The sequence below is a fragment of the Dehalococcoidia bacterium genome, assembly GCA_040902535.1.
In the GTDB taxonomy this organism is placed as follows: domain Bacteria; phylum Chloroflexota; class Dehalococcoidia; order DSTF01; family JACRBR01; genus JBBDXD01.
In genome coordinates this window covers 106,308-118,828 of record JBBDXD010000010.1, presented here as the reverse complement: position 1 = coordinate 118,828, position 12,521 = coordinate 106,308, and the positions used below count along the sequence as shown (strand labels likewise).

Sequence of the window (12,521 nt, the reverse complement as noted above, 5' to 3'; positions counted from 1 at the left end):
CGGCGACGGCAAACGGCAAACAGCAAACAGCAAACAGCAAAGGCGAACGGCAGTTTCATGAACACGATCAAGAGCTACTGCACGATCTGCGAGGCCGATCGCGACGTCCCGTCGCTGCTGCTCGATGGCATGGCGCAAGCACCAGACATCATTGCGCGTGCGCTCGCCGCGCACCCATCGCCGGCATCCGACGGCTGGTCGCCCCGCGAAGTGATCGCGCACCTCGCCGACTCCGAGATCGGCTTCGGATGGCGCATCCGCCGCATACTTACGGAGGACGACCCGCTCATCGCGTCCTACGACGAGCAGGCGTGGTCGCAGAGCTTCTTCTACGGTGAGCGCGACATCACCGTGGCGCTCGACGCGTTTCGCGCGACCCGCGGGTCTAACGTCGAAATCTTGCGGCGGATGGCCGATGCGACGTTGTCGCGGCCCTATCGCCAGAGCGATGTCCATCGCACGCTCGGCGACCTGCTGCACCATCGCGCCGACCACGATCTCCAGCATCTGCGACAGATCACATCGGGTTAGCCGGGCTTCGGTCGCGCCCGATCGCTATCCGCGGCGTGCTCCGCTTCATCCGACATGCCGGAACGACCGGAACCAGCGCCCACTTGTACACCGGCGATCGGGATGGCACGATTGGCCCGAGCGCAGGAGGCCCGCCATGACGACCGAACCCGACCCCACCGATCCCGACGCGAGCGAACCCGACGCGACCGTTCCGCCGGCGCCTGTCGGAGTCACTGAGACCGTCCCGTTCCCGCTGCAGGCGAACGAGGACGTCATCATGGTCTGCCGCCGGCACTGGATCTTTCTGTGGCCGCACACGGTCTGGCTCGCGCTCTGGGGCGTCGTGCCGGTGACCGTGATCGCGCTCGTCCTGTCGTGGACCGACGCCTACGATGGCATCGTCGCGCAGATCTTCTGGATGGCCGCCGCGGTCTGGCTCCTCTACTGGGCCGCGCGCATTTTCCTCAATTGGTACAGGTACCGCCACGACATCTGGGTGATCACGAACCAGCGCATCGTCGATTCGAAGAAGAATCACCCGTTCCACCACAAGCTTTCGACCGCCGACCTCGTCAACGTCCAGGACATGACCGTCGAGCGCAGCGGCCTCCTGCAGACGACGCTGAACTACGGCGACATCATCTGCCAGACCGCATCGACCAGCGCAGGCGACTTCGTCCTCTCCGGCATCCCGCGCCCGCAGGAAGTCCAGCTCCTCGTCGACAAGGAGCGTGACCGCGAACGCACCCGCGGCCGCTAACCCACGCCGAACCCTCACGCCAGGCGTGCCGCGAAGGCGGAGCCTTCGAACGACCAGCCTCTAACCCCTAATCTCCCAGCATCCAGCATCCAGGCTCCCGCCCAAACCGACCAATGACGCAGCCCGCCGCCGGTGCTATGATCGCGTCCCACCACCAGCAGGCAGGAGGCATGTCATGAAGGATCTCCGGGGCAAGAACGCGATCGTCACCGGCGCGTCGCGCGGGCTCGGCGTCTACATCGCGAAAGCGCTCGCCGAGCGCGGCGTCAACCTCGCGCTCGTCGCACGCTCCGCCGACAAGCTCGAAGACACACGCCGGATCTGCGAAGCGAGTGGCGTGCGCGTGATCACGATCGCCGCCGATGTCACCTCCGTCGAAGACCAGCACCGCCTCGTCGCGACGGCGGAACGCGAGTTCGGCTCGACCGACATCCTCATCAACAATGCCGGGATCGAAATCGTGTGTGCGTTCAATGACCTGAAGCCGGGGCAGATCGAGGACATCATCCGCACGAACCTCATTTCTGCGATCCGGCTCACGAAGCTCGTGCTGCCGTCCATGTTGTCGCGCAAGAGTGGCGCCATCGTGCAGGTCGCCTCGATGGCCGGCAAGTCGCCGATTCCCTACAACACGATCTACGCGACGACGAAGGCGGGGCTCGTGAACTTCGCCGGGTCGCTGCACTCCGAGCTCGACGGCACCGGCGTCGTGTCGAGCGTCGTCTGCCCCGGCTTCGTCGCCGATGCCGGCATGTGGGCCGACCACGCGGCGATGGGCGCGACGCTTCCGCGCACGCTCGGCACCGTGTCGCCGCAGAAGGTCGCCGCCGGCGTCATCAAGGCGATCGCCGGCCACCCGGAGGTCATCGTCGCGTCAGGGCCAATGCGGCCGCTGCTGGCGCTCGGGGACCTCATGCCCGGGCTCCGGTTCACCGTGATCCGCCGCCTCGGCGTCGGGAAGGTGTTCAAAGTGGAAGCCGACCGGGTCGCCGCGGCAATGAAGGGCGACGCGCCGAGGACGGCAGCGGAGTCCGAGCGCGCCGAAGCCACGTCGGACCGATAGCGGCTCTTCCGGTCAGGATTTGCGGGGAGGGACGCCATGAAAGAGCTTCGAGGCAAGAACGCCATCGTCACTGGCGCCTCGCGCGGACTCGGCGTCTACATCGCGAAGACGCTCGCCCAGCACGGCGTCAACCTCGCGCTCGTCGCGCGCTCCGCCGATAAGCTCGAAGACACGCGCCGCATCTGCGAAGCGACCGGCGTGCGCGTCATCGCGATCGCCGCCGATGTCACGTCGCTCGAAGATCAGCGCCGTCTCGTCGCGACGGCCGAGCGCGAGTTCGGCGCCGTCGACATCCTCGTGAACAACGCCGGCATCGAACTCGTCTCGGCGTTCAAAGATCTCTCGATCGAACAGATCGACGATGTCATCCGGACGAATCTCAGCGCGCCGATCTGGCTGACGAAGCTCGTGCTGCCATCGATGTTGTCGCGCAAGAGCGGCGCCATCGTCCAGGTGTCATCGCTCGCCGGCAAGGCGCCGGTGCCCTACGACTCCATCTACGCGACGACCAAGGCCGGTCTGATCAACTTTGCCGAATCGATCCGCGGCGAACTCGAAGGCACCGGCGTCACGTCGTCGGTGGTCTGTCCCGGCTTCGTCGCTGATGCCGGCATGTGGGCGGACCGCGCGGCCGCCGGCGCCAAACGTCCATTGGCACTCGGCACGGTGGCGCCGCAAAAGGTCGCGAACGCCGTCGTCAAGGCGATCAAAGGCCACCCAGAACTGATCGTCGCGGCGCTCCCGATGCGCCCGTTGCTCGCCGCCGCCGAACTGCTGCCGCGGCTCCGGGTCAGCGTGCCGCGGCGCCTCGGCCTCACGAAGACCATGCGCCAGGAGGCCGAAACCTTGAGCGTGGGCGAGGACCTCCGCCAGGCGGCCCGCAAGCGCGCCGAACCTGACGCCCTTCCCGTCGAACCTGCCGATTAGCTTCGGACGCACCCTGCGGCCATCTAGCGGACTCGCGCGGACGCCGATACTTCCAGCGATGGACGACTTTCGCTCTCAGCTTCGCGGTCTCATTGACTCCATGCGCGCCGAAGGCGTCAATCCCGTCTTCCTCGTGATCGATTCCGAGGGTGCGGACTCCATCAAGGCCGCGCGCGGCGCCGAAAGCCTCGAACAATTCAAGGATGCCGTGGTCCGTGCCGTCGTCAGCGCCACCGGCGGCGCCGATGCCTTCAGCTACGGCGACGAACGCGTCGTCGCGGTGCTCGGTTCGGAGTGGGGCCGGCTCCGCACCTTCTCGCTGATCGACAAGCTCCGCCGTTCGATCCCGCTCGTCGGGCAGTCGTTCGACTGCTTCCTGCGCCCAAACTTCGACGTGCTTGAGTACGACGACGAAGCCGGCATCGGCGCGCTCATTGCGCAGCTCACCACGCGCCGTACGAACGAAGAACTGTCCGCTTAGCCGTTGCCGGTATCCTGCGCTTTCCGCAGCACACTTTCGCTTGACCGCGCACGAGGCATCGACCACAATCCCCGAACGATTACGTCGAGCGCCACAATGACTGTTTTGCTCTTGACGCCCGCCGCCATGCGATCACAGAATGCGCTACCTTAGCACCCGCTAGGTTAATCATCGGCTTCCCAACCACGCTTCCACCAGAGGAGGGCCGCATGGCCAACGAGACCGTCTCCATCCCCGACAATCTCGCCGCAAAGGCACAGGAGAAGGGCTGGCCGCTCGACCTCGTGCAACAAGCGCTCGCCGCTGGCGCCGGCGCTGACCAGATCATCGGCTACATGGACCAGGGCGTGACGCCCGAGCAGGCGCGCGGCTACCTGGCGCAGATGCCGGCGCAAGCAGCAACGAGCGGCGTCGAACCCTCTGCTGAGATCGTCGCCAAGGCCGAAGAGAAGGGCTGGCCGCTCGACCTCGTCAAACAGGCGCTCACGATGGGCGCGGCGGAAGCCGACCTCATGAACTACATGGACATGGGCGTCACCGCCGAGCAGGCCGCCCAGTTCATGGCGCAGGGCGGTCCGCAGCAGCAGGTCGACCTGAGCTGGATGGACGTGCCGACCGAGTGGGGCACGCGCGGCCGGCCGACGAAGCACGGCCTGACGCTCGAAGCGATCAACATCGGCAAGTACGGCGACATCCCCGACGTCTGGCCGTTTCAGACGGAGATGCCGCGCGGCGCCATTCCGATCCCCGGCGTCGAAGGTATGGGCTACTCGATCTTCGAGAAGCAGGAAGTGTGGAGCGACGCCTGCGCCGCGCTCTACGAAGAGGCGATCCAGCGTCGTTGGCGTCCCGCGACCGACGTGCCGTGGGACAGCATCGAGCCGCTGCCGGAAGATCTCGAGCGCGCCATCGACCAGGTGTGTACGTACTTCAGCGAAAAGGCGCAGATGGAAGCAGACGTGCTCGGCCGCTGGGAGCCGGAGATCAGTTACGGCTACCACGAAGTGAAGCTCTACCTCGCGACCGTGATCTTCGAAGACGCGCGCGCCGTCGAGGTATTCCGCAAGCGCGCGCTCTCCAACGGCGGCGGGCTGGGCGTGCAGGCGCCGGGCTGGTCATTCCGCAGCGCCGTCGATGCGCGCAACTTCACGGAGATGATCGCCGTCCAGATGTGCCTGCAGGACAGCCTGACGCTGTCGGAATACGCCTTCTGCGAGATGTACGCGAAGAATCCCGCGGAGCAGTTCATCTTCGGACGGTGCCTGCAGGACAAGGCCCGGCACCTGAACTACGCCTTCTCCCACCTCAAGTACGTGCTGTTGCACCGCCCCGACCGCCGCGAAGAGTTGCAGCGTTACTTCGACAAGGCGGAATTCTCGCAGGAGACCGAAGACCGCAAAGACAACGCGACCAGGCCCGCATTCGCGATCTACTTCGGCGGCGGCAAGGATCAGAGCGAAGCGGGGCTCGCCGCCTACCGGCAGATGCGCGCCCACTTCGTGAGGCGATACCTCGAACGGCTCAAGTGGGCTACGCTTGACCGCGCCGAACGTATGAACTCCGGCCTCCGGGCCAGCAGCGAAAGTTAGGCCCGCAGCGCGTCACAGGAGGACATCATGCCAACGTTCCCATCGGTCGAGTGGTTCGACGCGATCAAGGACCTCGTCAATAACGACCCGAAGTTCCGTCAGCTCGGCACAATCGACACGGTCGCCGGCGTCAAAGTCGGCATCAAGATCTACGAACTGACCTTCGAAGCGTTCGAGTGCAGCAACGTGCGCGAGGTGAACGAAAACGCGCTGCGCGACATGGACTTCTGGCTCGAGCTTCCTTACGACGCCTGGAAGGACATGGTCGAGAACATCAAGAAGCATGGCGCGGCGGACCTGACGCACACGCTCAACACCATCGACCTGCAGACGCCCGAAGGCTTCGCGAAGTCCCACGACGGCTACCGCGTCGATGCGTTCTTCCGCTTCAACCAGTCGCTGCAGGATTTCTTCAACGCCTCGGCGAAGATCGACACGCAGTTCGCCACACCGGAGGCTGTGTCGGCTTAAGTACGTGTTGCAGAAGACGTCAGCTTCGGCAATCGATCGATCGCGTCTATTCGGTCGGCGTAGCGCGATCCGCTACTTTGATTGGTCCATCCGCCTGAAGGGGATCGACATTCTGTCGCCAGAGGCGGATCATTTGGGCCAATTGACACCTCCGGTGACTGTGTGAGTAGCATGTTCCCGCCGAATCTCCCTTGGATGGGACTGGTGTTTGGCCATGCGTTGTGGCAACCCTCTGGATAACCACAGACTGTCGCGGACTGAGCGTGGAGCTCTCCGACCGAGCATACAGCCCATGCATGCGCCGATCATCCCGAGGTGAACGCGAGCGCGCTCCTGCTCAAAGCGGCGGTCGAGCGCCCGAGTATCTGCGTGAGACAAGCCGATGGTTCAATCCATTACTACGCGCTCGGCGCCCTCCCGGCCGTCCAAGACTGTACCTGCACATCGTAGCCCGAGACGACCCGAGCGGCGGTGCCACCCAGATCAGAACTGCCTGGCAATCTAAGGAAGTCGATCCATTTGAGGCGTTTCTTTGTACACCAATGAGAAACTGAAGGCGCAACTGCACAGCGGCTGGCAACAGCTCATGGAAAAGGTGATGGTGGTCAACCGCGACGTCGGCGACCGCTTCTTCAACGAGAATCTGGCGTTCGACCTCGACCCGGAGCAAGATCGACTCCGGATGATCATCGGTGGTCGTCAAGGTCCTACCTACACTCAGGGTAGCGGCCATGTTTGTTTCGATCTTGGTGTCGATGATGATCGTATCCAGGCGATTACCATCCAGGACGTCACCGCCTTCATGAGCGAGCGCGACGACGATCGCGTGTGGACAAGCTTGTTGGATCTTCTACGCGAAGTGCGCCGGGTCGAACTCCCCCCTGTCTCACCCGGTGCGGAACGCGCGGCCTTCGCCCGACATCTGTGGCAACTCTTGATCGCCCCATCCCCGCCATAGCAACATACGCCGCACCGTCCGGAGCCGCTGTGAACGGCTCTGCTGCCCCCAGCATCCAACACGCTGACACCATACTGTCAGCAGTCACCCGTCGCGTCGCGTAACGCAGCGGACGCCGGGAGCACTCTTCCCAACACGACCGATCGCCACCGTGTATATTTCCGCCACCATGGCGACCACGACCACGACGATCGAGCCCGTAGCGGCGCCGCCGCGCTTCCTCGGTATCCCCATGCCGGAGGCGCTGTCCGTGCTCGCCGAACCCGACTATCGCACCGTCTGGACCGGCCAGGCGATCTCCATGATCGGCACCTGGATGCAGATGGTCGCCCAGGGGCTGCTGGTCCTCGAACTGTGGGACTCCGAACTCGCGCTCGGCACGATGAACTTCGCGAACGCGCTCCCCAGCCTCATCATCATGCTCTTCGGCGGCGTGCTCGCCGACCGTGGCGACAAGCGGAAGATCCTGCTCGTTACCCAGGTGTTCATGGGCATGCTCGCGGCGATCGTCGGCGTGCTCATCCTCACCGACGCGGTCGAGTTCTGGATGATCCTCGTCGCGACGGTTTGCCTCGGCATCGCCTTCGGCTACGACATGCCCGCCTACCAGGCGCTGATGCCCGAACTCGTGCCGCCCGAGCGGATCAGCCACGTCGTCGCGCTCAACTCGTCGACGTTCCACGGCTCGCGCATGATCGGGCCTGCGATCGCGGGCGGCGTCATCGGCGGCTTCGGCCTAGCCGCGGCGTACTTCATCAACGCCGCGAGCTTCATCGCCGTAGTGTTGAGCCTGATGATCATCCGCTATCGCTCGAAGCCGCGCCCCGCTGGTCCGCAGATGTCGTCGATTGAAGGACTGAAGGCGGGCTTCCGTCACGCGCGCGGCCGCCCGAATCTCATGGTGCTGCTCGCGCTGACCGCGCTCAACACGACATTCATCTTTCCGACGATGGCCGTGCTCGCCCCCGCCTACGTGAAGAACGTGCTCGATGAGGGTTCCGGCGCCCTCGGATTGATGTTCGCGATGTCGGGGCTTGGTTCACTGTTCGGCGCCCTGATCCTCGTCTGGTGGCCGACGCAGGCGCGCAAGGAGCGCATCTGGATGGGCGCGATCGCGGCGCCGATCGCGCTGACGATCATGGCGATCTCGCGCGACCCGGTGGTCTCGATCATCACCGCGGGGTTCCTGTCGCTCGCGTTCTCCATGCAGCTCGGCGTCGTGCAGCAGATGATCCAGGAGTCGACGCCCCGCGACTATCGCGGCCGCGTCATGTCGCTGCACGGCATCACGTTCAACGGCACGATGCCCGTCGCGGCGCTGGGTTCATCCGTGCTCGCCGTCGCGATCGGCCTGCCTGCCGTAATGGCGGTGAGCGCCGCACTCTATCTTGCGCTGGCGTTCTTCATGCTGCGCATTCCGTCGGGCGGCATCGGCGAAGTCGTGAAGGCATCGCAATCCGAGTTCGAGATCGTCGCCGCGTCCGGCGGCTAGAAAAGCTGCCTCCATCTGCCGCATCTGCGGATACCCACGGTCGCTACGTCCCACACCGCATCAATGACGACACGCGAAGCGTGGAGAACACCCGCCCTCGGCTGTTCCGTCGCGCAGCGACGAAAAGGAACCGATCAGGAACGCGCTCGGCGTTCCTCTAACGGCTGAGCGACGCCAACGCCGACTCCGCGAGTCGCTGGACCGCCGCGCGCGACGCCTCCAGCGCTGTCACGTCCTCCGGGTGATGCTCGCGGTGCCGCGATGCCACACCCTCCGCGATGATGGCCAGCCGCCACGCCGCGAACGCCCGGTAGTACCCGAGCGCTGCGACGTCGCGCCCCGTCCGCGCGGCGTACCGTTCCAGCAACTCGTCGAACGGCGGAAATCCCCCGGCCGATGTCGGGTCGTTGGTTAGCGGCAGGGGGCGCGCCGGATCATGCCAGTACACGCTCAGGTGCCCCAGGTCTGCCATGGCATCGCCGAGTGTACACAGCTCCCAGTCGAGCACCGCCGCGATCCGCTGCTCCTCGACGGCGGCGGTGCAATTGCCGAAGCGGTAATCGCCGTGCACGATCGAGACGCCGCGCTGGACGGGCACGTCCGCCGACAGCCGCCGCTCGACCTCATCGATGACGGGCAGGTCGCGCGTCCGTGAGCCCGCCCACTGCTTCGACCAGCGGCGCAGTTGCCGCTCGATATACCCGTCCTGACGCGAGAGGTCCGCGAGTCCGACCTCGACGATGTCGACCGCGTGCAAGTCGGCAAGCACGTCGATCAGGTGATACGCGAGGCTGCGTTTCGTAGCATCGTCCAGCGCCGGAGCCTTCTCCGGCGAATCGAGCACGACCCCTTCGACGAAGCGCGTCACCGCAAACGGCGCGCCATTCACCGATGCGTCCTCGCACACGGCGACAGGCGGCGGTACCGGCACGCGCGTCCCGGCGAGCGCCGCCACGATCCGGTACTCGCGCGCGACGTCATGCGCCGTCGCGAGCAGATGTCCCAGCGGCGGCCGCCGCACGACGTATCGGTTGCCGGCGGCGTCTTTCGCCTCGTACGTCAGGTTCGAGCGGCCGCCCGTGATCAGCGCGTAGCGAAACGGCGGCGTCGCGTCGGGCACGTGCTCCGCCAGCCACGCGCTCACGCGCGGTTCATCGATCCCTTCAAGCGTGTCGTCGCTCATAACGAGCAGCATCGTAGCGGCTCATCTTATGAGCCGGAACCATCGACAGCGTCGCTTGTCTCTTGCGATGCAGCAGCTTCGCTCGCGGCGGCTGCGAGCGGAAGCCTGACGAACGTGAACAGCCGCTCGCCGCGTTGCAATGGCTTCGTCGGGCCCGCCAGCCGATGCACACCGACGCGAAAGTGGTCCTCATCCGGCGACGAGTCGAACGCGATCCGCTCGAAGCCGCGCGCCTCGAACCAGCGGCAGATGTCCGGCGCGATGTCGTGCTCCGCCGTGCCGCCGCGCGTCCAGATCACCGTCGCGCCCGGCACGCAGAGTCCAGGAAGCTGATCGACGGTCTGCTGGATGTCCGCGTCGCTGATGTTGCCGAAGACGCCGCACGCCACGACGATGTCCGCCGGTACCGCACCCGCGTAGCTGTCGGTGAGCGCCGCGTCAGCGCACCTGACCTCGACGCCGTCGAGACCGGCCGCGCGCGCCGCTGTTTTCGCGTTCTCGGCGAGCCGTGGATCCAGTTCGACGAGCAGCGCTCGCACGTCATCACGCCGCGAATGCCCGGCGAGCACGCTGATGACGTCGCGCCCCTCGCCCGCACACATGCTGACGATGCGGACCGCGCCCGCCCGCTCGTCCAGCGCTCGCCGCAGATGCGCCTGCACGATCCGCAGCCGGCGCGACAATCGCGAGTTTGGATCATCGTACGCGCGGTGCCACTCCACCCAGTCGCGTGGCTCGCGCTCCGCGCGCGTCGGCATATCAGCGCACCGCGCGGAAGTTCAGCACATACGGGTTGGGGTCGACGGTGACGTCCGAGAAGCCGGCGTTCTTGAGGCGCTCGGCAAACCCATCCGGCGGGATCGGCACGCAGATGTCTCCCACGTGCATCTGGCGGAAGCCTTCCCCGTCCAGGCTGTCGCAGCCGGCGAACGTGCCGCCTTTCTTGAGCACGCGGGCCACCTCCGCCAGCAACCTGTCCTGATCGGCCGGCGTCGGCACGTGGTGGAGCATGATGAATGACACCGCGCCGCTGAAGCGACCGTCCGGAAACGGCAGCGACGTCGCATCGGCGTTCACGACCTTGACGTTGGTGTTTGCCATGCGCGCGGAGAGCGCATCGGCGAGGTCCTTGTCGATCTCGACGGCGGTGAGCTTCGGTGTCATCTCGCGGAGCAAATCCGTCGTGCGGCCCGGCCCGGGACCGACTTCAAGCGTGTCGTCACCGAGATCGACGTTTTCCAGCGCCATGGGGACGATCCACTTGCGCAGGGCCGCCGCCCACTCCTCGCTCGAACAGTACTCCAGGTGCACCTTGTTCATGCCATCCCCCGACAGCGACCGCAAACGCCGCACACGCCATGCCCCCATCCATGCGCGATTGCCGTCTGTCGCTTGTGGTCTGTTGTCTGTTGTTTGTTGTCCGTTGTTTCCCGGCGTTTGCTGTTTGCCCGTTTGCCGTTTGCCGTAACCCAGCCTCACCCCAACAACTCCGACACCACCTCATTAATCGCCCGCCCGTCCGCCCGGCCCTTCATGCGCGCGATCGCCGCCGGCATCACCTTGTTCTTGTCCCCGGCGCCGCTCGCCCCCGTCTCGGCGATCACCTTGCGTACTTCCTCGGCGATCTCGTCACGGCTCAGTTGCTCCGGGAGGTACGACGACAGGATCTGCAGTTCGGCGGTCTCGCGGTCGACCAGGTCCTGCCGCCCCGCCTTCGTGAACTCCTCGATGCTCTCCCGCCGCTGCTTCGCCTGCTTCTGGACGACGTCGATCGTCTGCTCGTCGGTGAGGTCTTCGCGGCCGGCCGAAGCGTCCTTCACGTTGACGCGAGCGATCTCCGTGTTGCTGATCGCCGTCAGCAACCCTCGCAGCACGTCGCGACGCAGCGAGTCGGAGGCGCGCATCGCGTCCTTCAAGTCCTCAGCCAGCTTGGCCTTCAGTGCCACCGTTCAACTCTCACGCACGTTTCCAATTCGCGGCCAATCCATGACGCAAAGCGGCATCTCGCAGGGCATCGCATGGTGTCACATTGCGAGTTTCGCGGCCAGAGAGCCTATGAATGTCCCGCCGCGTGCCGACCATTTCCCTGTGACCGATGCACCTGCAGGAGACCAGCTCATGTTCAAGCGCATGCTCGTCCCGATCGATGGCAGCCACGCTTCTGCGTCCGTCGTGCCGTATGCGGCGGACCTGGCGAAGCGCCTCGGCTGCCGCGTCGACCTGCTGCTCGTCGAACCGCCGGCGGGCGCATCGATGCCGCACCCCGAGCACCACCGCCCCGTGCGCGAGAATGGCCGCGCCGCCACCATCGTCACCGGCACCGCGACGACCATCGAAGTGCGGCAGGCGAACGAGCGTTACGTCCAGCGCCACGTCGAAGAGTTCGAAGCGCTCGGCGTCGAGGCGTCGGGCAAGGTCGTCTGCGGCGACCCCGCCGAGGAGATCCTCAACGCCGCCCTCGCACTGCGCTCCGATGTCGTCGCCATGGCGACGCGTAAGCTCAGCAATTTCCAACGTCGCGACACCGGCAGCATCGCCGAAGAAGTCCTCTGGCGCTCGAAGCTCCCGGTGATGCTCGTCGCGCACGGTTAACGCCGAACCACTTGTCGCCGGTTCTCTGTTGTCTGTTGTTTGTCATCTGTTGTCCGCCGCGGCGCGACCAGCCACCAGCCACCAATCACCAGCCTCCGAATCCACCGGGAACAACCGTCGGTCTTCCGTCGTCTGGATGACGGTAAAGCGTCCGGCTTTGCGCCGCGGGCACAGGCATCATGCGGGTGTTCACGGCTACGTCTTCGGGGCGGCAACGCCTGCAGACGTACCGGACAGATCGGTGGGGCGCCGCAAGCGTCCTGGAGCCGCCAGCGAGTTGCCCTGCTGCCGGTGGCTCCTGATTGAAGCGCCCGACGGAGACGCCCGGCGCCCCACCGCATTGAAGAACCGAGAACCTCGAACCAAGAACCTGGATCATCGCACCCAAGTTCTGGGTTCCAAGTGTTCTTCGTGCATCTTGACGGGGATCTCTCTCCGTCCTACGCTGCAATCGAACGTATGACCTAGTTTGAACACGCCCGGAGGCCGCGC

14 protein-coding genes are annotated in these 12,521 nt (G+C 65.5%); 10 read left to right on the top strand and 4 right to left on the bottom strand.

The features are described from left to right. The first annotated feature begins 57 nt into the window (after window positions 1-57). From WEB52_05450 to WEB52_05410, 9 genes are all read left to right on the top strand, one after another. Window positions 58-531 carry a DinB family protein gene (locus WEB52_05450; protein ID MEX2225880.1) on the top strand — a complete coding sequence of 158 codons (474 nt, stop codon included), beginning with the start codon at window positions 58-60 and terminating at the stop codon, window positions 529-531. Between the two features lie 136 nt (window positions 532-667). After that, window positions 668-1,273 (top strand): PH domain-containing protein, encoded by a 606-nt coding sequence (locus WEB52_05445; GenBank protein MEX2225879.1) that lies wholly within the window; start codon window positions 668-670, stop codon window positions 1,271-1,273. 175 nt (window positions 1,274-1,448) lie between these two features. Next, window positions 1,449-2,336: an SDR family NAD(P)-dependent oxidoreductase gene (locus tag WEB52_05440; GenBank protein ID MEX2225878.1), complete on the top strand. Its 888-nt coding sequence runs from the start codon at window positions 1,449-1,451 to the stop codon at window positions 2,334-2,336. A gap of 36 nt (window positions 2,337-2,372) precedes the next feature. Continuing rightward, window positions 2,373-3,263 (top strand): SDR family NAD(P)-dependent oxidoreductase, encoded by an 891-nt coding sequence (locus tag WEB52_05435; GenBank protein MEX2225877.1) that lies wholly within the window; start codon window positions 2,373-2,375, stop codon window positions 3,261-3,263. Between the two features lie 58 nt (window positions 3,264-3,321). Further along, window positions 3,322-3,744, top strand: a complete 423-nt coding sequence (locus tag WEB52_05430; protein ID MEX2225876.1) for a hypothetical protein — start codon at window positions 3,322-3,324, stop codon at window positions 3,742-3,744. A 209-nt stretch (window positions 3,745-3,953) separates the two neighbouring features. Continuing rightward, entirely contained in the window at window positions 3,954-5,333 is a 1,380-nt protein-coding gene (locus WEB52_05425) for a hypothetical protein (protein ID MEX2225875.1), read from the top strand. Between the two features lie 27 nt (window positions 5,334-5,360). Then, on the top strand, window positions 5,361-5,804 hold the full coding sequence (locus tag WEB52_05420; protein MEX2225874.1) for a hypothetical protein: 444 nt from the start codon (window positions 5,361-5,363) through the stop codon (window positions 5,802-5,804). Window positions 5,805-6,336: 532 nt separating this feature from the next. Further along, window positions 6,337-6,762 carry a hypothetical protein gene (locus WEB52_05415; protein MEX2225873.1) on the top strand — a complete coding sequence of 142 codons (426 nt, stop codon included), beginning with the start codon at window positions 6,337-6,339 and terminating at the stop codon, window positions 6,760-6,762. Window positions 6,763-6,931: 169 nt separating this feature from the next. Further along, window positions 6,932-8,254, top strand: a complete 1,323-nt coding sequence (locus tag WEB52_05410; protein ID MEX2225872.1) for an MFS transporter — start codon at window positions 6,932-6,934, stop codon at window positions 8,252-8,254. 157 nt (window positions 8,255-8,411) lie between these two features. Here WEB52_05410 and WEB52_05405 read toward each other — a convergent pair whose 3' ends face one another. From WEB52_05405 to WEB52_05390, 4 genes are all read right to left on the bottom strand, one after another. Then, window positions 8,412-9,437 carry a phosphotransferase family protein gene (locus WEB52_05405; protein MEX2225871.1) on the bottom strand — a complete coding sequence of 342 codons (1,026 nt, stop codon included), beginning with the start codon at window positions 9,435-9,437 and terminating at the stop codon, window positions 8,412-8,414. A gap of 26 nt (window positions 9,438-9,463) precedes the next feature. Then, window positions 9,464-10,195 (bottom strand): class I SAM-dependent methyltransferase, encoded by a 732-nt coding sequence (locus WEB52_05400; protein MEX2225870.1) that lies wholly within the window; start codon window positions 10,193-10,195, stop codon window positions 9,464-9,466. A 1-nt stretch (window position 10,196) separates the two neighbouring features. Further along, complete coding sequence (locus WEB52_05395) at window positions 10,197-10,757, bottom strand: class I SAM-dependent methyltransferase (protein MEX2225869.1); 561 nt, start codon at window positions 10,755-10,757, stop codon at window positions 10,197-10,199. Between the two features lie 155 nt (window positions 10,758-10,912). Further along, a complete protein-coding gene (locus WEB52_05390; protein ID MEX2225868.1) occupies window positions 10,913-11,383 on the bottom strand; it encodes a GatB/YqeY domain-containing protein in 471 nt (156 codons plus the stop codon). 142 nt (window positions 11,384-11,525) lie between these two features. Between WEB52_05390 and WEB52_05385 the strand changes: the two genes are divergently transcribed. Then, complete coding sequence (locus WEB52_05385; protein MEX2225867.1) at window positions 11,526-12,029, top strand: universal stress protein; 504 nt, start codon at window positions 11,526-11,528, stop codon at window positions 12,027-12,029. Window positions 12,030-12,521 lie beyond the last annotated feature (492 nt).